Source organism: Prosthecobacter sp. (assembly GCF_044226605.1).
In the GTDB taxonomy this organism is placed as follows: Bacteria; Verrucomicrobiota; Verrucomicrobiia; order Verrucomicrobiales; family Verrucomicrobiaceae; genus Prosthecobacter.
The window spans coordinates 431,076-456,631 of the sequence record NZ_JBGAGS010000001.1 but is presented as its reverse complement, the minus strand read 5'-3'; the positions used below and the strand labels follow the sequence as shown (position 1 = coordinate 456,631).

The 25,556-nt window shown below is 61.2% G+C and carries 17 protein-coding genes; 8 read left to right on the top strand and 9 right to left on the bottom strand.

Translation table 11 applies throughout. From position 1 onward, the window contains the following. Positions 1-421 precede the first annotated feature (421 nt). Together ACILSO_RS01580 and ACILSO_RS01575 are read right to left on the bottom strand one after the other, a co-directional pair. Complete coding sequence (locus ACILSO_RS01580; RefSeq protein WP_395735596.1) at positions 422-3,127, bottom strand: right-handed parallel beta-helix repeat-containing protein; 2,706 nt, start codon at positions 3,125-3,127, stop codon at positions 422-424. Between the two features lie 90 nt (positions 3,128-3,217). Next, positions 3,218-4,366 (bottom strand): helix-turn-helix domain-containing protein, encoded by a 1,149-nt coding sequence (locus ACILSO_RS01575; RefSeq protein WP_395735595.1) that lies wholly within the window; start codon positions 4,364-4,366, stop codon positions 3,218-3,220. 272 nt (positions 4,367-4,638) lie between these two features. Here ACILSO_RS01575 and ACILSO_RS01570 point away from each other — a divergent pair, with 272 nt between their 5' ends. Further along, on the top strand, positions 4,639-6,507 hold the full coding sequence (locus ACILSO_RS01570; RefSeq protein WP_395735594.1) for a serine/threonine-protein kinase: 1,869 nt from the start codon (positions 4,639-4,641) through the stop codon (positions 6,505-6,507). Between the two features lie 71 nt (positions 6,508-6,578). Then, positions 6,579-7,976, top strand: a complete 1,398-nt coding sequence (locus ACILSO_RS01565) for a serine/threonine protein kinase (RefSeq protein ID WP_395735593.1) — start codon at positions 6,579-6,581, stop codon at positions 7,974-7,976. A gap of 177 nt (positions 7,977-8,153) precedes the next feature. Here ACILSO_RS01565 and ACILSO_RS01560 read toward each other — a convergent pair whose 3' ends face one another. From ACILSO_RS01560 to ACILSO_RS01545, 4 genes are all read right to left on the bottom strand, one after another. Beyond that, the gene (locus ACILSO_RS01560) at positions 8,154-8,300 is read right to left on the bottom strand and encodes a hypothetical protein (protein ID WP_395735592.1); all 147 of its coding nucleotides are present in this window, start codon (positions 8,298-8,300) and stop codon (positions 8,154-8,156) included. A gap of 229 nt (positions 8,301-8,529) precedes the next feature. Then, on the bottom strand, positions 8,530-8,913 hold the full coding sequence (locus ACILSO_RS01555) for a hypothetical protein (protein ID WP_395735591.1): 384 nt from the start codon (positions 8,911-8,913) through the stop codon (positions 8,530-8,532). 162 nt (positions 8,914-9,075) lie between these two features. Next, positions 9,076-10,851, bottom strand: a complete 1,776-nt coding sequence (locus tag ACILSO_RS01550) for a glycoside hydrolase domain-containing protein (protein ID WP_395735590.1) — start codon at positions 10,849-10,851, stop codon at positions 9,076-9,078. Between the two features lie 509 nt (positions 10,852-11,360). Beyond that, the gene (locus tag ACILSO_RS01545) at positions 11,361-12,518 is read right to left on the bottom strand and encodes a Gfo/Idh/MocA family protein (protein ID WP_395735589.1); all 1,158 of its coding nucleotides are present in this window, start codon (positions 12,516-12,518) and stop codon (positions 11,361-11,363) included. 81 nt (positions 12,519-12,599) lie between these two features. Here ACILSO_RS01545 and ACILSO_RS01540 point away from each other — a divergent pair, with 81 nt between their 5' ends. Then, on the top strand, positions 12,600-13,691 hold the full coding sequence (locus tag ACILSO_RS01540; protein WP_395735588.1) for a Gfo/Idh/MocA family protein: 1,092 nt from the start codon (positions 12,600-12,602) through the stop codon (positions 13,689-13,691). Between the two features lie 178 nt (positions 13,692-13,869). Then, positions 13,870-14,301: a hypothetical protein gene (locus tag ACILSO_RS01535; RefSeq protein WP_395735587.1), complete on the top strand. Its 432-nt coding sequence runs from the start codon at positions 13,870-13,872 to the stop codon at positions 14,299-14,301. A 61-nt stretch (positions 14,302-14,362) separates the two neighbouring features. On the opposite strand, the gene ACILSO_RS01530 is transcribed toward ACILSO_RS01535, so the two are convergent. Beyond that, positions 14,363-15,238 carry a YicC/YloC family endoribonuclease gene (locus ACILSO_RS01530; RefSeq protein ID WP_395735586.1) on the bottom strand — a complete coding sequence of 292 codons (876 nt, stop codon included), beginning with the start codon at positions 15,236-15,238 and terminating at the stop codon, positions 14,363-14,365. Between the two features lie 114 nt (positions 15,239-15,352). On the opposite strand from ACILSO_RS01530, the gene ACILSO_RS01525 reads away from it, so the two are divergent. The 3 genes from ACILSO_RS01525 to ACILSO_RS01515 are packed head-to-tail and all read left to right on the top strand — an operon-like array spanning position 15,353 to position 18,378. Continuing rightward, a complete protein-coding gene (locus tag ACILSO_RS01525) occupies positions 15,353-16,264 on the top strand; it encodes a ParB/RepB/Spo0J family partition protein (RefSeq protein WP_395735585.1) in 912 nt (303 codons plus the stop codon). A 30-nt stretch (positions 16,265-16,294) separates the two neighbouring features. After that, positions 16,295-16,786 carry a nuclear transport factor 2 family protein gene (locus ACILSO_RS01520; protein ID WP_395735584.1) on the top strand — a complete coding sequence of 164 codons (492 nt, stop codon included), beginning with the start codon at positions 16,295-16,297 and terminating at the stop codon, positions 16,784-16,786. A 26-nt stretch (positions 16,787-16,812) separates the two neighbouring features. Then, positions 16,813-18,378: a fused MFS/spermidine synthase gene (locus ACILSO_RS01515; RefSeq protein ID WP_395735583.1), complete on the top strand. Its 1,566-nt coding sequence runs from the start codon at positions 16,813-16,815 to the stop codon at positions 18,376-18,378. 181 nt (positions 18,379-18,559) lie between these two features. Here the strand turns inward: ACILSO_RS01515 and ACILSO_RS01510 are convergent, their stop codons facing one another. Then, positions 18,560-19,990 (bottom strand): S41 family peptidase, encoded by a 1,431-nt coding sequence (locus tag ACILSO_RS01510; protein WP_395735582.1) that lies wholly within the window; start codon positions 19,988-19,990, stop codon positions 18,560-18,562. Between the two features lie 222 nt (positions 19,991-20,212). Continuing rightward, positions 20,213-23,905 (bottom strand): PVC-type heme-binding CxxCH protein, encoded by a 3,693-nt coding sequence (locus tag ACILSO_RS01505; RefSeq protein WP_395735581.1) that lies wholly within the window; start codon positions 23,903-23,905, stop codon positions 20,213-20,215. A gap of 157 nt (positions 23,906-24,062) precedes the next feature. On the opposite strand from ACILSO_RS01505, the gene ACILSO_RS01500 reads away from it, so the two are divergent. Beyond that, a complete protein-coding gene (locus ACILSO_RS01500; protein ID WP_395735580.1) occupies positions 24,063-25,541 on the top strand; it encodes a leucine-rich repeat domain-containing protein in 1,479 nt (492 codons plus the stop codon). Positions 25,542-25,556 lie beyond the last annotated feature (15 nt).

The window sequence follows — 25,556 nt, the reverse complement described above, 5'->3', positions numbered from 1 at the left end:
CGTGAATGCGTGACCGTGGGTTGGCACCCACGGCTACGGTTGTGGCACCGCTACGCGGTTCGGTAAGGAGATGATATGCGTGTTATGTGACAGTGAACTTCTGGCTACATCATGGGCAGAGGATGGAACTGGTTCTGCGGAGCGGCCGGAGTTTGTACGTCAGCGGGCTTGAGAGCTGCACAGGGGGGGGGGGACGCGCTTCGCGAGGTGCGAGCGGATGGTCACAGCGAGTGGTGGCATAAGGTGCCCCGAAGACTCTAAACCTTGCGAAAGCGGTGTCGTCGATGCAGGCTTGCGCCTTGCATCTTTGCCACCGCAGTCCAAGACGCTGTCGCGTTTCTCCGGGACGCCAGTTTATGAAAGCCGCAACGGGGTTGGGCTACACCAAGAAAACTGCATGACCGGCATTGGCGCCTCGTTGTTATTTGAGCTGCTCCAGCTTCAAATTATCAATGAAGAAGGCGGTCTTTGTCGTTCCTAATGCGCTGAAGAGCATGTAGCTGGCGCTGGTCCATTCGGGCTTGCATACCAGGTCAGGGAAAGAATGCTTGGTGCCGTCTTGACGGGTGATCTCTAGGCACCATTTGCCTGCGGCGGTGGTGGCGGTGAGGGAGACGCGGAACCATTCGTTGGCGGGGATTTTGAGGAGCTGGACTTTGCCGTCGGTGCTGGCGGAGAGCTGGCCTTTCTGCCAGCGGAGATAGGGGCCATTTCCGAAGTCGCCGTTTTTGCCGCGGATCTCGAAGAACCAGTCGGCGCCGGGCTGGGCCATGACATCGAACTGAATGTGGAAGATGCCGGTGTCCCAGGTGGTGGGGTAGATGTCGAGGATGGGATCGTAGCTGTGTTTGAGGTCGGGGGCGTCCTGAACTTTGAGGGAGCGCTGTGAGGATGTGGGGGCGTTTGCGGTTGTTTGCGGTGGTTTGCGATTGTTTGCAGTGGTTGGTTCAGAACCAGAGGAGGAGTTGAATGGGGAAGAGACTTCATTGGTGACGCCGATGCTCTCGCCTTTGTTTTCGTGGGTGTATTTGGCGCCGCGAATGCCGAGGGTGCCGAGGCCGGCGTGTTCGAAGTCTTGATCGATCTTGTAGGCGGGAGCGGGCCAGGGTTTGGCGTCGGTGTCCCAGGTGGGGTAGTCGTGTCCTTCTGCGGCGAGGGTGCGCCAGGCGGCGTCGGTTTTACGAACTCCGGCGAGGGTGAGGTCCCAGGACTTGAAGCCGATTTTTTCGGCGGGGGAATTGGGTTTGAGACGAAAGTCGCGTGTGGTGAGGTTTTCGAAGAGGGGATCGGCAAAGAGGCTGTCTTTGTCGCGGCCCATCTTGCGCCACTCGTCCCAGGTGAAGTTTGTTTTGGTGAGCTTCGCGGGGATTTTGCCGTCGGTGGGCCAGTAGAGGTTTTTGCGGAAGACGAGGCTGTCTTTGGGATCGCCGCGCTCGGTTTTGTCGAAGAATTTCCAGTTCCATTCGCCGCCGTCGAGGAGAGGGGATGAGGGATCCCAGACGACGATGTTTTGGAGGTAGCGGAAGCGGAGGCGGGGTTCGTTGCGGGAGGCCTGGATCTGGGCGGTATGGCCGAAGGCGAAGATGTTGTTTCGGACGGTGTTGAAGTAGCCGTAGTGCTGATGGAAGCCGGCGTTCCATGTGTCGTGGACGAGGTTGTTTTCCATGAGGGTGTCGGCGCTGCCTTCGTCATTGTAGAGGCCCCAGCCGCCGTAGCGGTGGCTGGCGACGTGGTGGACGTGATTGCCGCGGATGATGGTGCCGGGGGATGTGCCGAGGCCGTAGTAGCCGCCCATGTCGCTGAGGTAGGCCCACCCGAGGTGGTGAATGTGGTTGTTTTCGACGGTGGTCTCGCGGGAGGCGGTGTCGCCGTAGCCCCAATTCCACCCGGCGCTGATGCCGGTGTAGTAGAAGTCTGCGATGTCGCAGTGGGTGACGGAGCTGTGCTGGGTGTGGGTGAAGACGACGCCGCAGGCGCTGGGGTGGAGGCGGCCGCCGTGCTGGATAATGGAGTCTGAGATGGTGATGTGGTGATTCACGCGATCGTCGGCAGGGCGGCTCGTTTCGCCGATATAGACGCCGCCGCCGCCGAGGTCGTGCAGATGGCAGTGGGAGACGGAGGAACCGGAGCAGCCGTTTTTAAACCAGATGGCGTGGAGGCCGGTGTGGGAGATCTCGCAGCCGGTGAAGTGGATGGCGGTGCAGTCTTCGAGCTCGATCGCGCCCTGAGTGGTCATGGCGGCCTGCATGTCGTGGAGGCCGTCTGCGGGGTAGAGGTACTGGCTGGAGGTGAAGGAGAGGCCGTCGAAAGTGACGTCGTGCGCGCCTTTGAGGGTGATGAATTTTTCAACGACGGGGGCGATGACGGTGGCCTTGGTCATGTCCTCGCCGGGGAGGGGCATGTAGAGGACTTCGCCTTTGGCGCGGTCGAGGAACCACTCGCCGGGGGCGTCGAGTGCGGCGCGGAAGTTTTCGACCCACCAGCGCTGGTCGGGCTCGAACTCGACGAAGGGGTAGCGGGAGCGGCCTTTGATGCGGATGGCGAGTACTTCGTCGTTGAGTTCCTTGATGCGGCACTGGCCAACGGCCCAGGCGTGGGTGACGGTGAGGAGGACGGAGTCGCGTTCGGGCTGCGGGATGGATTTAAGGATGTCGTACTGCTCTTTGGCGATGGAGAAAGCGTGGAAGTTCATGTTCTCCTTGAGGTCAGGGAACACGCCTGCACCGACGGCTTCGGTGATGTGGTAGTAGCCTTTGTTGGGCGAGCGTGCGAGGGTGGCGCGGCGGCCATTGATCCAGAGTTGTTCGAAGGTCCAGGCTGTGTCGGGCAGCGTGGCTTTCCAGAGGCCACCTTCGGTTTTTTGCCAGCCGGTGATGGGTTTGCCGGCGTTGAAGGTGGCGTCTTTGCCGGACCAGGTGACCTGGGAGTCCTCTGCGCCGAGGGTGAGGGTTTCGGTGAGAGGGTAGGAGCCGGGGGCTATGACGATGCGAGCGGGCTTGGGAGCTGCGCGTGCGGCATCGCGCGCGGCCTGTGGGGTGGAGATGGGACCCGCGGGGGAGAGGTAGATGTCTGCGGCGAGGGAGAGCGAGGCCGCTGGCAGGAGGAGGGCGATGTATCTGAGGAACATAAAAAGTGTGGACCCGGCAAAAGAGTCCACACTTCATGGCTCAGCTGAAATGCTGATACAAGTGCCTGCGCAGTGCGCGAAATGGCGGGATTACTGCATCATCTGCCGGATGGTGGTGGCGACGGGGTAGATCCAGACGATCTCGTCAGGAGTGAGGGTGACGGGAGGATACAGGGGATTGAGACTGGAGAGCACGATGGAATGACCGTGGTCCGTGGTGCTGTAGATGCGGAAAAGGACATCGCCGCCGAGGGAGTCGCTGAGGCGGGCGATGACGCGGTTGCCGGTGTGGGGGACGCTGTTGGGGTAAAGAACGGCGAGCTCGCCATCGTGATGCTGGGGCAGCATGGCATCGCCAGCGAGGCGCATGGCGAAAGCGTCGGGGTCGGTGACGCTGAAGGCGAAGTGCTCGGTGGCGGAGAAGGCGGCAAGTCCGGGAGCCGTGAGATCGCGTGCGGCAGGAATGGTGAGAACTGGGAGTGCGCAGATGCGGGGCATGCCGGAAACAGGCGCTGCGGGGATGGAATGATGGAGCGGCTGGGGTGCAGGAGCGGCGGGAGCTTCCTGAACAGCGGCAGGCTGGGCGGGCGGTGTGACTGCCTGGGCAGCAGGAGGAGCCTCGTGAAGGGGGGCGGCAGTGGTGTCCGTGGCTTCGTTGAGGACTTCAGCTTCGAGTTTTTCGATGAGCTTGATGACGGGGAGGGAGGCGTGGGCGCCGTTTTCGATCTTGGTGACGTACTGGCGGGAGACGCCGAGGCGCTGGGCGAGCTTGGGACGCGTCACTCCCATTTTGGCTCGGAGCGCAGCGACACGGAGGGCGAAGGCGGTTTTTTCCCGGAGGACGGGCTTCTCGGCGGAAGGGGCTTGTGGAGGGGAGGCTGGGGCGGGTGCGGGTGCGGGTGCGGGTGCGGCGGCTGCTTCGGACTGAGCAAGGCGGTCGAGGGCTTCGATGGCCGAAGGCGGAAGGCCTGCCAATTCTGTGGAGGGCGAAGTGCTGTCTGGCTGGGGCATGTGCATGGCGAGCTGTTTGAGATTGGCGGCAGCCTCGAGTTTTTCGATCAGCTGGAATACGGGCCATGAAGGAGCCTGGCGGCCTTTTTCCATGACGTTCACGTAGCCACGGCCGACGCCAAGCCAGTGGGCGAGTTCGGGCTTGGAGACGCGGAGTTTCTGACGCAGCGAGACGCAGCGTGCGGGGAAGCCAACGAGCTTTTCTTCTGAGACAGGTGAATGAGGCATAAACGGGGGATTTGAGGGGTGTGCGAGGAACAGGCACCGGGGGGGATTTTGGTGCTGATTTTTTTCCTATGCATAATCTGCGCCAAAAGGACTCGCGCATTTGAGTGAGGGACAAAAGTATTACACTGAGGCACAATGAGCTGACGCTTTTCGTGCGGTGTCTCTTTTTGCGCCGTGGGTGGGCGGATGACTCCCCGTGGATGTGGCGCTCGGTAAGGCTGATTTTACTCGCCGTTGACCCGCGTATCTGTCACAGTCCGCCGCTTTTTCCCATGTCCGAGGATTCCACCAGCCAGCAACAGCCGCCGTTCGACGTTCCAAGCGTTGAGGAGATGGCTGCGTTGCTGCCGCAGTATGCGTTTGAGAAGCTGGCGGCTTATGGGGGAATGGGGGCGGTGTATAAAGCGAAGCAGGAGAGCCTGGACCGGCCGGTGGCGATCAAAATCCTGCCGCCGGAGTTTGGGATGCAGGCGGACTTTGCGGAGCGCTTCAAGTCTGAAGCGCGGGCGATGGCGAAGCTGAACCACACTCACATCGTGGCGGTGTACGACTTCGGCATCACGAAGGAAGGGCACCTGTATCTGGTGATGGAATGGGTGGAGGGGCAGACGCTGCACACGCTGATCCAGAAGGGGAGCGTGCCGGTGAGAAAGGCGGCGAACCTGGCGATGCAGCTGTGTGATGCGCTGGCGTTTGCGCATCAGCACAAGATCCTGCACCGGGACATCAAGCCCGGGAACATCATGATCAACGAGGATGAGCAGGTGAAGGTGGCGGACTTTGGCCTGGCGCGACCGATCACGGGGGAGGCAGAGGAGAATCCGTATGGGACGCCAGATTATGCGGCGCCGGAGATCCTGGGAAAAGGAGCGGTGGACCAGCGCGCGGACATCTTTGCCGCAGGGGTAGTGCTTTATGAGATGCTGACGGGACGCGTGCCGCAGCAGCCGCGGAGATCGGTGCAGGAGTATGCGCCTTTGTCCGCGCGGTGGGATGAACTGATTGGCAAGGCGATGCATGCGGACCCGGCGCAGCGCTTTCAAGAGGTGGGGGAGTTCCGTGCCCACATTGCGATGCTGATCAACCAGGCGTCCCAGGCGGTGAGCGTGGTGGCAGTGGTGGAGGATGCGCCGAAAGCAGCGGCGGGAATCAAGCCGCTGCATCTGGTGCTGGTGGGGGCGGCGGTGATCGTGATCGGCTTTGTGCTGAGCGGTATGTTCAGGTCTGTGCCTGCCCCGGTTCAGGACGTGGTCGTGAAGAAGGGCCGGGCGAGTGCCGAGCACGCTGCTGAAGCGCCGGAAAAGCAGCCGGAGACGAAGAAAGGCGAGGAGACTGCAAAGAAGAATGAAGTGGTTGTGGTGCCGCCGACGGTGGAGCCGGAGACGAAGCCGCCGCAACCTGAGACACCGGCTAAAAACATGACGGCAGAGGCACCTGCGACGGGGCCTGCGCCATCGAATGCACCTGCGAATGCGCCTGCGCCAGCCACAGCACCAGGGAATGAGCCGACGACCGGGCCGATGGCCAAGGCAACGCCCGCCCCCGAGGTGGTGGTGATGCCTGCGCCGGTCACGCCGCCGCCGCCGGAGACACCGGCAGAAGCGATCCTGCGGCTGGAGGAGAGGGATCCGGAGCTGGCGAAGCTGGTGAATGATTTTGGCAGTGAATGGGGGGCCAATGAGGAGATCGACACGGAGCCGGAACTGAAGGAACTGGCGGGGAAATACATTCCGGCGCTGCAGCGGGGCCTGACTGGCACGACGCCGGAGCAGCGTGATTTCATTCTCAGCGAGATCTCCCATGTGGCGAATCGTGAGGCGGGGAATGCGCAGGAAGCGGCGTGGCCGCCTGTGCTGAAAACTTTGCGCAAGGCGTATCAGGCGCAGGTCGATGTGATCGAGTCGCAGGCGAAGGATGCTGCGCATAAGATGCGCGCTGCGCAGTGTGACCTGGTTTTGCAGAAGGCGAGCGAACTCAGGGCCGCCGGCAAGGTGGATGCGGCGAAGCGTGCTGAAGCGGTGGCTGCAGGGCTGGCGAAACTGAAGGCTGCTCCGTCACTCAAGGCGCTGAAGGAAACGGCCGCCGCTCCTGAGGGGAACGCCGGCGCTGTTCCGGACATGGCGGCTCAGCCGGTGAAGTAAGCGTTTGATTTCAAGATGGTTCGCTAAGGTTTTTTTCTCGCGGCGTGGGAAAAGGGACGGTAATAGGGGGCATGCCTGAAGCATCCATCTCCAGTGAAGCGCCTTCGTTTGACGTCCCAAGCATCGAGGCGATGAACGCCTACCTGCCGCAGTTTCAATTTGAGAAACTGGCGGCATGCGGCGGCATGGGGGCGGTGTACAAAGCGTATCAGGAGAGCCTGGACCGGCGGGTGGCAGTGAAGATTCTGCCGCCGGAGTTTGGCAGAGAGAAGGAGTTTGCGGACCGCTTCAAGGTGGAGGCGCGGGCGATGGCGAAGCTGAACCATACGAACATCGTGGGCGTGTATGACTTTGGCATCACGGCAGGCGGGCATTTGTATCTGGTGATGGAGTGGATCGAGGGGAAGTCGCTGCATGACATGATTCACAAAGGGAGTCTTTCGCTGCGCAAGGCGACGAACCTGGCGATGCAGCTGTGCGAGGCGCTGACGTTTGCGCATGAGCACCAGATCATTCACCGCGACATCAAGCCGGGGAACATCATGGTGAATGATGCGGACCATGTGAAGGTGGCGGACTTCGGGCTGGCGCGGCCAAACACGGGTGAGGTGGAGGAAGAGAACCCCTTTGGCACGCCGGACTACGCGGCGCCTGAGATCCGTGGCGGCAGTGTGGTGGACCACCGGGTGGACATCTACGCCGCCGGTGTGGTGCTGTATGAGATGCTGACGGGGACGGTGCCGCAGGAGCCGCGGAAGTCGGTGACGGAGTTTACCAAGGTCTCGACGCGCTGGGACGCCATCATCGCCAAAGCCATCGACCCCGATCCGGAGAAACGGTATCAGGACGCGGGCGAGTTTCGTGCGCACATCAATGTGGCAATGAAGCAGGCGGCAGAGGGTGGAGAGAGCGGAGGGAATCCCATGGCGATTGATCTGGGCATTGGTCTCGGAGCCAAGAAAGCTGCGAGTGCAGTACCCAACAAGCCGGCGGTGCCGGCGCAGGCGCCGGCGCAAAGAGCGAAGCCCGCGGTTCCTGCCAAGAAACCTGCGGCGCCGATGACGCAGCAGCAGCAACTGATGCTGACGGTGGGGGTGGTGGCGGTGGTGCTCGTGGGTCTTCTGGCGCTGCTTTTCTGGCCCTCATCCAGGAGCGGTGGCGGCAGTGCGATGGGCGCCGAGGCGACGGCGGATGAGATCCTGCAGGTGATGGAGAGACTGGAGCAGAACGACAGCGAACTGGCGAGGATGGTGAACTCCTTTGCCGAGGACTGGAAAATGACCGGAGCAGATAAAAGTCCGGCTTCCGCAGTGGCTCAAAAGCTGCGGGAGGCGCAGCTGGCCATGGTGCAGGCGAAAGCCAAGGACCGGGTGGAGGCGGCGCGGAGGGCTCAGATCGTGGCTGCGGAGCTGGAGAAGCTCAAGGGGGCACCGTCGGTCAAAGCACTCAAAGAAGCAGCGGAAAGGTAGTCCTTTGCCCATGCGGGCACCTTTCCGGCGGGTCTTTCAATGCAGCGGTGACGGTCATGGTTTGGCTGCGAGGCAGATGCGATGCGGAGAATGGGGTGCTCTGCATTCTCCCCGCGCTGCATGCCAAAAAAAGCCGCCACCCGATACCGGGTGGCGGCGTTGCTGGCCGGGGGCAGATTACTTGCCCTTGCAGCAGTCCTTGGTGCAGGTCTTTGTGGCTGCCTTGCAGCAGGCAGCGCAGTTGGCGCACTTTTCAGCGGAGAAAGCGCTGGTGGAAAGGGCGGCGACGGAGGCTGCGGCGATGAGGGTGAGGATGGTTTTCATGGTATTGGATGTACTGTGTTTGTGTTGCTGTTTCGTTGCTTGTGCCTGCTTGGAGGATTCCGGCTGCGGCGCAGGCATGCGCGTGCCGGGGGTGCCATCGAGTGGCAGTTGAACTGGCGGTGAGGCCAGACGGCCGGGCAGGCGGTCTGGGTGGCGGCGTCAATCGGTGCCGCAGGAAAAGCGAATCACTGCCCGGAGCGTCTGGCTTCCAGACGCTTGGCGCGTGGCTTCAAATGAGCAGGGCGCAGTGCCGCGCGTAAAGCGGCGGTGCGTGCAGGGGCGGCCCATGGTCGTGACGGGACGCGGTGGTGCAGGTGGAAATGGATGGAGCCGAGGCAGCCGCCGATGGCGCAACCCAGACGAGGTCGGTGAGGAGCTGCAGGGAAGGGGCGGGGGTTTTTACGAAGGTGGAGGCGACATCGCGCGAGTCCTCGTGTTTGGCGCAGGGGCAGCTTGGCTCCCTGGAATGGGACGGAGCATGCTCGGAGGCGGCGTGATGCTTTTTAGCACAACAGCTTGCCACCTTTTCCTGCTGCGGGGCCGCGATGCAGCACCAGCACATCGGCAGGCCGATGCAGAGGGTGAGGATCAAGGCTGTGAGGCGGGTGAGCATGTGTGCTTTGTGGTAAGACGAAGTACGTTATCATTTATTCCGAGGTTGCAAAGGAATGAGTGTGCGGGGTTTGCGGGCGGGTGTGCCAAATTCGACGCGGGCTGCTAGCGGGAGCGGACGTGGCGAGAAGGGACACCGAGCGTGCCTATAACCGTGCCATCCTCACGGCGTGAGTTTTTCGATCCAATCCGCGATCTTCCCACGCCATTCATGCGCCGTGGAGTTGCTTGTCGCGTTTTGGGTTTGCGTTTGAGCCATCGTTTCCGCATCGCCTCCGCCGCGCACGATTTGGGCGGCGGCGGTGTGGAGAAGTTGCTGGGCTTCGGCATTTGGCCGGGCCTTCAAGGCCTCCCGAAGCAGCCACAGGTACTCGTAGTCGTCGCAGCCTTCGCGCATGAGCTCCCAGCGCAGGCTGGCCAGTGGCGCACCGCTGAGCGGATCGGGGTAGAACATCTGCCCCATGCCCCAGACCGTCGCTCCATTGAACTGTGCATACACCAGCACCGGAGCCTCCCATGCGGTGCGGTAACTGCCGAGTGTCTCATAAGTCAGCCAGCCGCGGGCTCCGATCTGCCAGGCCAGCCAGCCGAAGCTGCGGGCACTGATGGCCGGGTAGTCGATGAAGCTGCGGTAGTTGTCGCAAAAAGTGACGATCTCGCCGTGCTTCTCGGCACGTTCCCTGGCCGCTGCGGCGTGATCGAGATTTCGCAGGCACCAGTGGTCGATGTGGCCGATGAGCCCCTCCACGGGATCAGCCGTGCAGAATGTGCGCAGGCCGGGAGCGACCTCCCGCACAAAGTGAACGTAGTTGCGTACCACCTCGTAGTTGTTGGCCGGGATGTCCTGGGCGCGATCACCCGTGTGGTAGGTGTAGGGCTCGTCCATTGTGGCGATGAAGGCGCGGTCCAGCCAGCCGCGATGCTTCAACACGCCATGCATGTGCTTCAGGTAGCTGCCAAAGAGCGTGGTGAACTCCGGCGTCAGCGTTTTGTCCGGCTTGCAGATCACCGCGCCCAGCCACTTCTGATTGGTCACCGCCGGAAAGTGATGCAGGAAGTACATCCCCTGCGCCAGGGCCGGTTCGGGATAAAAACCCCATACGGGCACAAACACATGCGTGCCGCCGTTTTGAAACAGAGCCTCCACCGCCTGCTCCCACGCGGCGCTATCAACCGTGAGCGCGCCGTCCTTGCCAATCTTCAGTTTGGGGGAAGGCACCAGCGGCTCCGGCGTCTGCCGGTGCTCGATGAAACCGCGCTGCATCTCTGCCAGACGCTCCGGAGTGCGCTGCGCCTCAGGGAGCTCGCGCAGATTTGCATAACTCGTGTTCAGCAGTGGCGAACGCTCCGGCAAAGCGAAGCGCCGCACGTTCAAAACCACGCGGATCGTGTCCTCCGGCGCGAGATCGGGCTTCATCCATGTCTCCTTGCGAAACACCAGCTTCACCGTGCCTTCGTAGCGCCCCGGATGCGCATCCCGCGGTACCTGCACCGTGATCAGAAACTGCAGATTGTGCCCGGGCCGCACCTCGCCGCGATTGGCCAGCAAGGGATCCGGAAACTGCCCCACGCCCACCGGATAAGGCATCGGCTGCTTGATCCGCGTGCCGCTTGGCTCGTCGATGAAAACGTAGCCCAGCCGCTGGGCCGTGACGTTTGAAGCAGGGATGACGCTGCCATCGGCATGCTTCAACATGCCCGCCACAACGCTCACCTCCCGCAGCGGCACCGAGGGTCGCAGCACGGCCACAAACGGCTCCCGCTCTCCGCGTGCCGCACTCATCGTCACCGCTGCGGCGACGGGCGTGACGGGCAGTTCCTCATCCGCCTTTACCTTCTCCACCGGATAGACCGCCCATACCCGATGATGCCAGCCCTCCGTGACGAGATCAGCGGCGGCGAGGCTTTGGAAAGCCAGAAGGAGAATAAGGAGGCGCATGGGGGAGTGTTTTGAAGCACACCTTGCCTTCTTGGCGGGAAACTGGCGAGCTTGATCTACCCAGTTTCGAGCAGGATGCGTCCTCGAAGGCGAGGCGGAATGTAAGCAGGCCATGGCTCGAAGAGGACGGGCCGGAGGCGAAAGACGTTTTGTGTCACCGCTACGCGTTTCCAGGAATTTAGGCACGATGTGTGATGCGCTTCCGTGGGCTTGCGCCCACGGCTACGATTGTTACAGCCCTACGGGCTTCTGAATGACTTTAGAGGAGTTTGACGATGGCGGATTGTGGTGTGCGTTGTCGAGAGTAGCAGAGACTCTTGGGCCTGTTTGCGCTGGCAGGAGGGGAGTCGGTGGAATGGATGGACAGGCCGGAGGCACTGTCTCCCCCTGACAGCCGGGACGGCCATCCTCCACGGGCTGGCGATGCATGCGGAAGGAAGAGGGTGCAAAAAACGCCGCACGGTTTCCCGGGCGGCGTTTTGATTTTGAATGAGCGCTGTCCGACTGGATTAGCGGAAGCTTTTGGCGAAGTCGTCGGCGGTGGCCTTGGCGACGACTTTGGTTTTTTGGAAGGTGGATTTCTCGCCCTTCTCGATGAGGAGGCGCTCGTAGTCGGCGGAGGACATGGGGAGCTCGATGGTCTTGTCCTGCCAGGTTGAGAGGAGGATGGCGTTGGCGAGTTCGACACTGCGGATGCCTTCTTCGGCGGGGGAGAGGAGTTTTTCTCCCTTGAGGATGGCGTTGGTGAAGTTTTGCAGGATCTCGACGTGCTGGCCACCGGCCTGATCGACGTGGATGTCCATGTGCCAGCTTTCGGGCATGGCGAAGGCGGCTTCGGCTTCCATGCAGAACTTGCTCATCTGCTGGCGGTTGCGCTGGAAGTGGATGCGGGTGCCGTCGGTGACGGTGAGGCGGCCCTGCTCGGCGGAGATTTCGAGCTTGTTGATGCCGGGGGCTTCGCCAGTGCTGGTGACGAAGGTGGCGGTGGTGCCGTTGTCATACTGCATGACGGCGGTGACGTCGTCTTCGACTTCGATCTCATGGAAGCGGCCGAACTGGCAGAAGCCGCGCACTTTCTGGGGCATGCCGAAGAGCCACTGGAAGAGATCGAGATTGTGCGGGCACTGGTTCATGAGGACGCCGCCGCCTTCACCCTTCCAGGTGCCGCGCCAGCCGCCGGTGGCGTAGTAGTAATTGGTGCGGAACCAGTTCGTGACTTCCCAGTGGACGCGGCGCACGGCGCCGATCTCGCCGCTGTCGATGAGGTCCTTGACCTTCTTGAAGCAGGCGTTGGTGCGCATGTTGAACATGGCGGCGAAGATCTTGCTCTTGTCGGTGTGGGCGGCGATGAGGCGCTCGCAGTCGGCCTTGTGAACGGAGATGGGCTTTTCCACGAGGACATGGAGTCCGGACTTGAGGGCCTCGATGCCGATGGTGGTGTGGCTGAAGTGGGGGGTACAGATGAGGATGGCATCGATGTGACCACTGCGGATCATGGCATTGACGTCCGTGAACGCTTTTTCGCCTTCGATGAGGTTCGGCAGGGTGCCGACGCTCTCGCAGAGAGCGGTGACGCGCAGGCCGGGGATCTTCCCTGCGCGAATGTTTGCAAGGTGTGCCTTGCCCATGTTTCCAAGCCCAACGATGCCAATTCTGACGGTTTCCATGGATGCGAGCCTAGCGGGGCATGCGTGACGGTCAAGCGACTCAACAGTTGCGCTTTTACGAGCAAGCCTGCATTTTACCCCATGCGACCGACCCGCCGTCTCCGTGATCTATTCATCCTGTGCATGGGATGCGTGGCGGCGCTGCTCAGCACACCTCTCATGGCAGACGACCTCCGCATTGGCATCATCGGCCTGGACACTTCGCACTCGGAGCAGTTCACGCTGCGGCTGAACGACCCGGCGAACCCGAACCACATCCCGGGAGCGCGGGTGGTGGCGGCTTTTCCCGGCGGGAGCCCGGACATCGAGGAGAGCAAGACGCGGATCGAAGGATTTACGGCCACGGTGAGGGACAAGTTTGGCGTGAGGATCGTGGGGAGTGTGGCGGAGGCGTGCAAGGATGTGGATGCGGTGCTGCTGCTGAGCCTGGAAGGGCGCCCGCGGCTGGAGCAGATGAAGGAGATCATCGCGGCGGGGAAGCCGGTGTTTATGGACAAGCCGGTGGCGGCCTCGCTGAGGGATGCGGTGGAGATTTACAAGCTGGCGGCGGCGGCGCAGGTGCCGGTGTTCAGCGCCTCGGCGGTGCGCTGGTACCCGGGTGTGCTGGAAGTGGCGAATGCGGAGCAGACGCCGGCGCGGAGCGCCATCTCGTACGGCCCGGCGCATGTGCTGCCGCACCATCCGGACCTTTTTTTCTATGGCATCCATCCGACGGAGGCGCTCTTTACTGTCATGGGAACCGGGTGCGTGTCTGTCGCGCGCACCACGACGGCATCCGCGTCTGTGGTGACGGGATTGTGGACGGGCGGGCGCATGGGGACTCTGGAGGCCATTCACGAAGGGGCGATGGCTTACAAGCTGATCCGCTTTGGCGACAAGCAGGTCACTGAGCAGAAATCGGACGGCGATTACACGCCGATGCTGAGGGAGATTGTGAAGTTTTTTCAGAGCAAGCAGCCGCCGGTCTCCCCAAAGCAGACGCTGGAGATCTACGCCTTCATGGCCGCGGCGGAGGAGAGCAAGCTGCGTGATGGCGCGCGGGTGACGCTGCGGGAGGTGATGGTGAAGGCCGACGCTCCGGAGGCGTGGCTGCCGGAAGATGGAACGGTGCAGCCAAAGCCGGAGGAGCCGAAGTCGGTGGAGAAGGGGCTGCCGAAGCCGGGGGGGAGCTAGGGGGCGACGTTGGTGGTGGGGCAAGAACCGGAGCTCAAAATGGGCTTGAATATTGGCGCACTTTTGGGTGTACTTTCATTAATGAAAGCAGGTCTCTTCGGCTCGTGTGATGCCAAGCTTCTCAAAACGAATGTCACTCTTGGTGCGAAGAGTTCATGAAACTTACAAACACCCGCTTATGAACCTGCGCCGATTGTTGTTCCTCGTGGCGGGTGCCGCATGTGCCGGTGTATTGGGGGCGGGGCTCTTCAGAATCAGCACAGCCCAAGGTCGAATTATGAAGTTTCAAACCTCTGATGAAGAGGGGGTGGAAATCTGGATTGGCAATCGACAGCTCGGAAAAACGCCTCTCGAAATATCTGCGGATCAACTTAAACAAATCATCCTCGCGGAGTTTCCCGATTCAGACTGTGCCAAAGCCAAGGACAACGAATTTGGATTTGTGTCCAATGACGACCGAAAGACGACGAAGTTTCAGTTTTTTTACGATGGTGCCCCCCATATGAAGTTTGTCAGAAACCGAAAGGAAGTGCAGGTAAAAGCAGGTGTCTTCGCGCGATCTGACTCCAACGTCACTCGGTTTACGCTCACCGTGAATAAACAAGGGTAAGGCTTCGGAAAGGGGGCCAGCCAGGTGCGGCACGATGGCTTGCGATTGGCGCCTTTGGGGCTCACTCCGCGTTCTGCACCTGCTCGCGGATCTTTTCCAACTCGGTTTTGGCGGTGACGACGTGGTGGGCGATCTCGGCGTTGTTGCACTTGGAGCCCATGGTGTTGAATTCGCGGAAGAATTCCTGGAGGAGGAAGTCGAGACTGCGGCCGGCGGGGGCGCCGCTTTCGAGGTAGGCGCGGAACTGCTGCACGTGGCTGGCGGCGCGGGTGAGCTCTTCGGAGATGTCCGTGCGGTCGGCGAAGAGGGCGATTTCTTTGACGAGGCGTTCGTCGTCCAGCGGCAGGGGCAGGCCGGCATCCTCCAGGCGCTGGCGGAGGACTTTGCGCTGGTGCTCGGGGACGGTGGCGGCTTTGGCGCGGATGGAGTCGAGGATAGAGACGATGAGGGCCAGGCGGGTCTCGATGTCTTTGCGAAGACTGACGCCTTCGGCGGAGCGCATGGAGTTGAGCTGCTTGAGTGCGGCGGCGAGGGCCTCCTGGATGGGTGGCCAGGCGTCTTCAGTGGCGATCTCGGTCTGCGCCTGGGAGATGACGCCGGGCATGCGGGTGATGTCCGTGAGGGAAATCTCCGGGGGAATTTCCAGCTTCAGCGCCAGTGCGTGCATGGCGTGAAAGTACTGCTCTGCGAGGAGCTGGTCGACCCGGATGGCCTCGGCGGTGGTGGACCCGGACTCCTTTCGCACGGCGACATTGACGCGGCCACGGGAGACGGCGGCGGAGACGTCAGAGCGGATGGCGTTTTCGAGTTCGGAGAGCTCGCGTGGGAGATTCACGGCGACTTCGAGCTGCTTGCGGTTCACGGAGCTGCACTCCACGCTCCAGGTGACACCTGAGCGCTGGGCTTCACCACGGCCAAATCCTGTCATGCTTTTCATAGCCATCAGATGGAACGATATTTGACATTGGTAAAGTGTTGGTATGGGGGTGGTGCAGATTCGCAACGATTCTGGATTGCAAGGTCCCGAGTGCTCCCTAGTCTCGCCCTCCCTATGGCAAAAGCGGTACTCGGCAAAGGTCTCGGCGCACTCATCTCGGCATCTCCCGCGGTGTCGGGAGTGTCGCGTCTGCCTGCTTTGGCCCAGCCTGCGCCAGGAGATGTGGTGAACCGTGTGACGCTGGACCAGATCGTCCCGAGCCCGCTGCAGCCGCGAAAGGAATTCCAGCCGGAGATGCTGACCGAGCTGATGGAGTCGATCCGCGAGCACGGGATCATCCAGCCGCTGATCGTGCGCCGGGTGGACGGGAAGCTGGAACTGATCGCCGGTGAGCGACGTTTCCGTGCCTCGCGTGAGCTGGGGCTGAAAGAGGTTCCGGTGATCGTGCGGGAAGCCAGCGACAAGGACGTGCTGGAGATGGCGCTGATCGAAAACCTGCAGCGCGAGGGGCTGAACCCGATCGAAGAAGCGCAGGCCTACTCGCGCCTGGCGAAAGATTTCCAGATGCGGCAGGAAGACATCGCACAGCGTGTGGGCAAGAACCGCGCGACGGTGGCGAACACGATGCGCCTGCTGGAACTGCCGACCGGCATCCGCGACATGCTGGTGGCAACGAAAATTTCCACCGGGCATGCGAAGGTGCTGCTGATGCTGAAGAAGCACGAGGAGCAGGAGCGCCTAGCGCAGCAGATCGTGGCGAAGAGCCTCACGGTGCGTGCCACGGAGAAAGCAGTGGATGCCATCCTGCATCCGCCGCCGCCACCGCCGCCGAAGCCGACGGAGACCGACCTGATGCGCGCCATTCAGGCGGTGGAGCAGAAGCTGATCCAGCACCTGACGACGAACGTGAGCATCCACCATTCCGAGAAAAAAGGCCGCATCGAGATCGACTATTACGGCGTGGAAGATTTGAACCGGGTGCTGAGCGTGATCGGAGTGCCCGAGGAGGCGTTTGTGGAGGAATAACCGGCGCTGAGCGCCCAAGATGGACTCTGCATGACAAACCTGGAACCGGCCCCGCTGCACCGCGTGATCACGAAGTTTGTCGTGGGCTTCTTCCTCCTGTTTCTGCCTGCGGCGCTGCTCGTGAGCTGTGGTACGAAAGAAGAGGCGCCGGATGGCAAGGATGCGGACGTGCGCGAATTCCTCACGCGCTATTTTTCCACGTGGTCTGCCAAGGACATGGACGGGTATGGAGCGTGCTTTCATGAGCAGGCGCGGATTTCCTTTGTGCATCAGGGGGCGCCGCAGAGCCAGGGGCTCACGGATTTTCTGCACGGGCAGAAGCTGAGCCATGCAACCACGACGGTGCCGATGACGGAGGTGCCGACGGACATGAAGATCCTCCGCGACGAACGCACCGCCCAGGCAAGCGTGCGCTGGAAGCTCACGAAGGGAACCGACATCACCCTCGGCACCGATTGTTTCACGCTCATCAAAACGCCCGCCGGGTGGAAGATCATGAGCCTCGTGTTTTACAACGACTGACCGCCCAACCGCGCCTGCACCCACCCATGTCCCGACCTGCACCCAAGACACCCGCACCACCTGCCGTGGTGGAAGACAGCTCCGCCCGGAAAACACGCCTGTTTCTCGGGCTGGTGTGCTTCTTTGCCGGGGCGGCCATGATGGTGGTGGAGATCAGCGCCTTCAGGCTGCTGGCGCCGAATTTTGGCAATACGATCTACACTTCCACCGCTCTGATTGGAGTAATCCTCATTGCTTTCAGCGTGGGCGGCTACCTGGGAGGCAGGCTGGCGGACCGGAGGCCGGCACTGGACCTGATCGGCTGGCTGCTGGCGGGCGCTGCGGTGCTGACGCTTTTCATTCCCGCAGTGCATATGATCTGCAGTGTGAAACTCAGCGAGTATGGCGTGATCAGCGGGCCGCTGATGATTTCGCTGGTGCTGTTTGCGCTGCCGGGTGTGCTGCTGGGGGCGGTTTCCCCTGCCTCGGTGCGCTTTTACAGCCTCACGCAAAAGGACACGCATGTGGGCGTGGCGGCGGGAACGATCAGCATGCTGGGTTCGCTGGGCAGCTTTGTGGGCACGTTTGTTTCCGGATTTTTTCTGCTCTCCACGTTTGGCGTGCGCGGCATTTTTATCGGGTCGGGAGTCGTGCTGCTGCTGCTGGCGGTGGCGTCGTTCATTCTGGCGCGCAATCCTTCCAAGCCGCATGTGCAGGTGCTCATCGCAGGATTGATCGCAGGCGTCATCGGCGGGACATCTGAAAAGCCGGCACTCAAAGGAGTGATCCATGAGCAGGAGTCAGTGTACCATCACATCAGCGTGTATGAAGAAGGCACCTCTCCAAACAAGCAGCGGCTGCTGGCGCTGGATTCCACCTCGGAGGGTGGGATGAACCCGGAGACGGGGGATCTGATCATGCCGTACCAGGAGTACTGGAAGCTGGCGCTGCTGCGGGAGCCTGCGGAAGTGAAGAGTGCGTTGTTCATCGGCGCGGGGGCTTTTGGCATGCCGGAGAATGTGTCGCGTGATTTTCCGAAGGCGGCGGTGGATGTTGTGGAGATCGATCCGCAGGTGATCGAAGTGGGGCGCAAGTATTTCAAGCTGGACGAGCACCCGCGGGTGAATGCGCATGCGGATGATGCGCGGCGCTTTTTGCGCATGGCGGGAGACCGGAAATGGGACCTCATTTTTGGCGATGCGTACAACGGCCGCCATGCCATTCCCTCCCACCTGGCGACACAGGAGTTTTTTCAGCTGGTGGCCGACCATCTGGAGCCACACGGTGTGTATGTGATGAACATCATTGCCGCGGTGAACGGGCCGAAATCTGAACTGGCCGGCGGCATGCTGACCACGCTGCGGAAGGTGTTTACCTCGGTGGAGGCGTTTGGCGTGGACTACCGGCTGCAGGCGACGCAGAACATCATCCTCTTCTGCTCGCGCGATAATTTGCGCCCGCTCCTGGTGGACCGCTATGTGACGCCTGGGTCATGGCAGGAGCGGCTGATCCGCACGCACATCCGCGCGGGAACGGTGCCGAGGTCCGAGGTCGTTTTTACGGACGACCACAATCCGGTGGATGCGATCATCGCGCGGGGATTGCTGGAGTAGCGGGCCGGGGCGCTGACGCCTCAACAAGGAACTCGAAAATCGATTGTGCGAGAAGCGTCAATCGGTCTGGCACACGAGTGCCCTGGGCGTGCGCGATTGACGATCCGTCCTTCGCTCTTCGAGCTCCGGAGGACAACGTTGATGAGCAAGGATTGCTGATTTTGAAGTGCCGAGCAGGGGCTTACTTCTCCAAGGGTTTGGCGGCGGGAGCGAGGGAGGGGGCGACGAAGGCGTCGAAGACGAGGACGCCTTTGAGGGAGTCGACGGCGCGTTCGAGCTGTTTGTCGCCGAGATTGGCCAGTTCGAGGGCGGCGGCTTCGCCGGTGCCGTGGGAGGCGCGCCATTTGGCAATGCGGAGTTCTTCCTCGGAGGTGAGGGCGGAGACGATGTTGGGCTCGACCCCATTTTCGTGAATGGTGCGGTGGCTGGGGGTGTAGTACCTGGCGGTGGTGAGGCGCATGGCGGCGCCGTTTTTCATGGGAAGGATGGTCTGCACGCTGCCTTTGCCGAAGCTGGTGGTGCCGACGATGATGGCGCGCTTGAGATCCTGCAGAGCGCCTGCGGTGATCTCTGAGGCGCTGGCGCTGCCGTGATTGATGAGGACGGCAATAGGATACTTGCGCGGCTCGCGGCCATTGCGGGAAGGGGTGCGGAAAGGAGGCGGATTCTGCGAGGCGACGCGGCCTTCGGTGGTGACGACGACGGTGCCCTCGGGCAGGAACTCGCCGCAGACGGCGACGGCGCTGTCCACGAGACCGCCGGGGTTGTTGCGCAGATCGAGCACGAAGGCCTGGATGCCCTGCTTTTCGAGATCGTCGAGAGCCTTGCTGAGTTCGCGCGCGGTGGGCTGGTTGTACTGGGAGATGCGGGCGTAGCCGATCTTGTAGGTGCCGGTCATCTTCGAAGACAGAAGCATGGGGTCATGCAGGGAGGTCTCGGCCAGGGTCTCGTGCTTCACTTTGAACTCCAGAAACTGCTTGGTGCCGGGACGGTGGACGGTGAGGGTTACTTCGTCGCCCGCCTTGCCTTTGAGAAGCTGCATCGCCTCCACGATGCCGACGGAATCGGTGAGCACATCGTTGATGCGGACGATCTGATCGCCCGAGAGAACACCTGCGGCGGCAGCGGGGCCGTCTTCGCGAACGGTGATGATGGTGAGATTGCTCTGGCGCAGAGCGATGGTGATGCCGATGCCTTCGGAAGTGTCCCGCTGCTCGCGCTGCATGTCTTCAAAAACGGATTTGCCCATGTATTCGCAGTGGGGGTCGAGGCGGTGGAGCATGCCTTCGAGTGCTCCTTCGACGAGCTCTGCGTAGGTGATCTTGGACTCATCCACGTAGTTCTGGCGCACCATTTCCATGGCGCGGGTGAGCATCTCCATCTGAACGTAGGCGTCTTCAGGTGGAGGCTTGACGGGCGGGGTGGCGGCAGTCTTGGGCTCTGATTTGGGTGCGGACTTTGGCTCGGCGGGTTTGGTGGCGGGCTTGGGGGCCGGAGCTGGTGCTGGCGTGGCTGCTGGAGGTGTGGCGGGCGCAGGAGCAGCGGGTGGCGGAGCCGCGTGAAGGCTCAGGCTAAGGGCCAGGAGGGTGAGGAGTGCGGGAGCGCGACGCATGGAGGCACAGTGCATGGATCAGCGCTTTGGAACAGGGGAAATTCTGGGCAGAATGTGAATGGTGTATGAGGAGGATGCGGGCGGGAAACCGAGTCCAGGCGGAGCGTTTCCAAATTTTGTCAGAGCGTTTTATTGGCGCAAAGGGCGTGAACGCGACGATTGGAGCGCTGACCGACAGACAGGAGTGTCTGTCGTACTCCATGCATTCGCTCGCGCGGGGGGCTACTCGAGAGTGATCGAGCCCCAGTAGGCGAACTCCATGTTCCAGCCGTTGGCGTGGGATTCGAGACGGACGGTGATTTCCTTGCCGGTGTATTGGGAGAGGTCGAGTTCGAGGATTTTCCAGCGGGGCTTTTCGTGGTCCACGGTCATTTCTTTGACGACCTGGCCGTTGACGGTGGCTTTGGCGGTCCAGTCGCCGCGATCATCCGCCGCGACGGTGGCGGTGAGTTTGGTTTTGCCGGGTTCGACTTTGAATTTGCGCTCGAAACTGGCGGGCGTTTTTTTGTCGGGGAAGGGGTGGATGAGGAGGACGTTCTTCTTGCCGTAGTACTCGCTGAGCTTCATGGGGGTGCGCTCGAAGTCGGGGGCGCTGACGATCCACGCGGGATTCCAGAGGCTGACGCTTTCCCAGTCGATGGCGCGGGTGCTGTTGGTCTTGGGTTTGGTGAGGCCGGCGTCTTCGACGCCTTTGATGAGGAGGTCTTTTTTCTCCTTGGTGAGCGGGCCTTCTTCCGGTGGTGCCAGGACATACCAGATGAGATCGCGGAAGGCGGTGTCAGGGAGATTGCCAAAGCCCATGGGCATGAGGCTCTGTTTGCTGTTAGTCAGGGTCGCAACTTGATCGCGTGGGACGATCTGGGTGGCGCCGCCAGCGCTGAGGAGTTTCACGTGAGCGGGTGTGTCCTCCACGACGCGACCGGCGAGGGTTCGGCCGTCTTTGGTGCTGACGGTGAAGTTTTCGTAGCCGTTGCCGATGATCTGGTTGGGGTCGATGACGTTGGCGAGGATGGCGTCGAGATTGCTGCGACCGCTGCCGATGAGGTCGGGGCCGACTTTCTGACCGCCGCCGTGGAACTCGTGGCAAACCATGCAGGTGGCGGTGAACATGAGCTTTCCATTGGCGAGATCGGGCTCGCCGGTGAGGCAGGCTTGTTTCTTCTGGGCGATGAGGGATTTCACATCGTCAGAGGAATCCTGCCAGGCACCGAGGACTCTGAAGGCGTGATCGCGGATGGCTTTGTCTTTGCTGGTGGCGAGGGCGCGGCGGACGGGGGCGGGGAAGCCGGTGGCGGTGACTTTGCCTTCGCCGATGGCGCTGAGCATGGCCTGCGTCCAGGTGGTGCGGCTGCTGAGGGCTTCGATGGCGGCGTTGTAGAGGAGGCCGCGGGTTTGAGGTGAGGAGGGCGAGCCGGAGGCTTGCGCTACGGCGAGAAGCGGGGCGATGAAGTCATCGGTGCCGAAGTCTGCAGCGGCGCGGATGGCGGCGATGGCGAGAGCGGGAGAGTTTTTTTCAGAGAGCAGGTGAAGCAGTGCTTTTTTGACGGTGTCTGACTTCACTTTGGCGATGGACTGGAGCAGGGCGACGCGGTCTTTTTCGGGCTTGGCGGTATCGCGCAAGGCGGTGATGGTTTCCTGCAGGGCGGCTTCATCGCCCCAGAGGACGGCGAGGGTCTGGGCGTGCTTGCGGACGTCGGTGTTTGAGTGGGCGCGCCATTTGGCGAGACTGGCGGAGATGTCCTGGGTGGGCTTGATGACACCGCTTTCCTGGCCTTTGACGAGGCCGCTGAGGGCGTGGGCGAGAAGGATGTCGTGGGCGGAGATTTTGTCGCAGAAGGCGATGGCGAGGTCGAGGTTCTCGGGCTTGCGGGTGTCGCAGAGGCGACGCATGGATTTGTGTGAGAGAACCTGGGAGAGGGGCTGGGTGGATGGCGCGATTTCAAGAAGCTGGTCGAGAGCATGTTGACCTAACGCAGCTAGTTCAGGCTCGAAGACCTCCCAGATCATAAAGGCCAGCACCTGATCTGCATCTTTGGATGTCTTAGCCGTCTCCATCCATTGGGTGAGAATGGCGCTCGGAGTTTTGAAGCCTGCGGCACCGGGCTTGGTTAAAAAACGAGTGCTCTCCACCCTCAACTTTGCCATCTGGGTCAGTCTCACAAGCGGATCCGGATCTTTGGCCAATGGCAGTTGAGTCGCTAAATTCTCTGGGGTGGAATGCCTTGCGGCAATGACCCGATGTTGTGAATTGGAAGATGCTGTCAGGGCGCGCACAATTGCGTCAGTCAACATCCCATAAGATCTGAGCAATAACGATGCATCATTGCAGGCTGACGGAGAAGGAAGTTTGACGAGCAGTTTTTGAAGCAAGGGACCAGCGCTGTCAGAGCGGTTTCTTTCCACCAGCATCCTGCGCGCCATGCGGCGCATCCAGTTGTTGGGGTGTTCGAGGGTTTTGACGAGATCGGGTGTGGAGAGCGATTTGAGGTCGAGTGCCTGTGACCAGCGGGATGGAGATTTGTGATCGGCGAACATTGGGAACGCGATGCCTCCTGGAGTGATTTTATTGGAGACATCTGCTGGAGCGGGCTGAGTCTCGCCATAGCACACCCGCCAGATGCGGCCGCGTTCGCGGTCCACGCCTTCGGGGTTGGCCTTGGCGTTTTGGTAGCAGGGGTATTTGTCGCACCAGTCCATGATCCAGAGAAAGCCGTCGGGGCCGGTCTGGGTGCTGACGGGGCGGAACCAGCCGTTGTTGGCGCGGAGGAAGTCGCGGCGGGGCTCGCATTTGAAGGTGGCGCCGACGGGAGTGAGGACTTCTTCGTGGATGGCGTTGTCGTGGATGTTGCCGATGAAGGCGTGGCCGTGGGTGTCGGCGGGGTAGCGGCCGCCCTGGTAGATCTGGATGCCGGCGTAGGCGGCGCGGAAGTGTTTATGCTTTACGATGCTGGGGAGAAGCTCGTAGGCGTAGGGGTTCTCGGGAGCGCCGCCTTGGCGGGTGTAGATGCCGCCGGGGGCCATGTGGAAGAAGTGGTCGATGACGCAGGCGCTGACGAAGAAGTTGCCGGCGGCGTCGTAATCGCAGCCCCAGGGGTTGCTGGTGCCGTCGGCGAAGACTTCGAATTCCCAGGAGGGGGCGGCACCTGCCGGATTGCCCCCGTTACTGGGGCGTGCGCGGCCGATGCCAGCGTCGAATTTGAAGCCTTCTTTTTCGGGCTGGCCGGGGCGGCGGACCTGGCTGTGGGTGAAGACGCCGTGGGTCATGTAGAGCCAGCCGTCAGGGCCCCAGGTGAAGCTGTTGACGAGTTCATGGGTGTCTTCGCGGCCGAAGCCGGTGAGGATGACGCGCCAGGCATCGGGTTTGTCGTCGCCGTTGTCATCGCGGAAGTGGATGAGGTGCGGCTGCTGGCCGACGTAGATGCCGTTGTCTCCGCAGATGATGGCGCTGGCGAGATTGAGGCCTTCGACGAAGACGGTGCGCTTGTCGGCGGTGCCGTCATTGTCGGTGTCTTCGAGGATGATGACGCGGTCGCGGGGGATGGGCGGGGGCGCAATCGTTGTGGCAACAGGGGTTCCTTTGCAAAGCTCGGGAACGGGGTGGTAAAAGTCGTCTTTGGCTTCGCCGCCGAAGGGGCGCTGGTTCACCGGGAGAGGAGTGCCTTCGGGGTATTCGTAGGCTTCGACGACCCACAGGCGGCCGCGGTGGTCCCAGGTCATGGCGACGGGATTTTGCACCATGGGCTCGTGGGCGAAGCAGCGGACTTCGTAGCCTTCGGGCACGGACATTTTGGCGCGGGCTTCTTCGGGCGTGGGGCAGACGGTGGTGGCGGCGGCGCGCTCGCCTTCGAGTTCCTTGCCTGCGGCGAAGAGGTGGGAGGTGAGAAGGCAGAGCGAGAGGGAGAGCAGCGAGCGCATGGGTGGGGGCTGGTTGTAGCAGAAGCTACGGAGGGAGGGCAAGAGGGATGTCGGACGCGGTTTGGGTGGAATCGGACGGGGAAGGCTTGCAGGCAGCACGGCCTACAGTCACAATGTTTGAACTGGCTCCAGCGTGTTATAAACAATCGAGTGACGCATGAAGTTCATTTTGTTCATCCTACTTTTTGTGGCCACCCGCATTGCCATGAGCCACGAACTGTTTGCCGATTACGCAAGATCGACTGAGCTGACGGTTGATCAGATTTACACAGTCGAGAGTCTGGTGGAATACGCGCGTGGAGAACTGGAGGAAGACTATTACTCCCACGGGTGGCAGGAGCGTGACGATGCGAGAGCCAAACCGGACTATCGCCCTGTCATTCCTCAAGAGTGGGCTGCAAAGGCCGGTCCGTGGCTTGCCAAGGCCAAGTGGATCAGTTTCCAACGACTTAACGAGAAAAAACGGCCGATACGTTCGCTGGATGCTTTCCAATACCTGCGGTCTCTGACAGAGCTGATCCTTCAGAGAAATGAGATCAAAGACATTCAGCCTCTTCATGCCTGCAAGGCACTGAAAAGGCTCGATTTGTCCCGCAATCAAATCGAGGATATGTCTGCGCTCAAAGCATGTCCTGCCATCAAAGAGCTGAACATCGCGGAGAACCCTGTGAAGAACTTGGCGGTTCTGGAGGCGCTGCCTGATCTCGAAACTTTGGAAATCTCATCGGATCAACTGCCTGTTTTCTCCAAGATTCGGAGGCTGTCAAAACTGCGCAAACTGGAGATTCATGGCGATACGTTTTCCTCGTTTGAAGGCTTTCCTGAGATGCCGGGGCTTCGCATCATCTGGGGAGCCCATGTTGATGATCTTGCTGGCGTGGAGAAGTTTCCGAGCCTGGAGAATCTGGCGAATATCTCGGGAGGTTTTGTTTCACTGGCGCCTTTGAAGGGTGTGAAACGACTCACTCACGCCAATTTGCATGGTGGCGTGATCACGGATTTGAGTCCGCTTTCGACATTGAATGAGCTGCGAGAACTTTGGCTCGGGACGAAAGCGGAAAAGGTTGATCTTACGCCTTTGGGCGGCCTGCCCAAGCTTCATGGACTCAATATAAAACGTGACAGCCAAGAGCTGCCGGGTGTGTCGGAGTTTCGGAAAAAGCTGTCTGGCTGGGACATCGAGTTTCAAGCGGAGAAGGTCAGGCATATGCCTTCGACAAGACTGGAGGTTGTCAGTCAGGAGGAGTTTGACCGATTTGATACCCATGAACCGTTTGGAATGCTGCCAACCGATGGAAATTATGAGCTCCTGGAATCTGAGTTGGAGTGGCTGCAAGAGCGGATCGAAACGTCATTTGCATCCGAATTCAAAGAACGTGAGGACTACAACATCCCGCTTCAGTGGGGAGGAGCAAGATCGACCACGATCGTGCTATTGAGTGAAGAAGCGATGCATGCATTTCCTCGCCTTGTGACTGGCATTCAGAAAGCACTCGCTCACGCCCGCAATGACTGGATTATCTACTTTCAGTCGGATGCGTCTGAAGATGATTTTATTGTCTGGGTCTATCCCGACAAGATTGTGACCACGCGTGAATTTGAGGGAAACGTGAAGAAACTGCTGCAAGCTCGCTAACCCCGAGGCATCCTG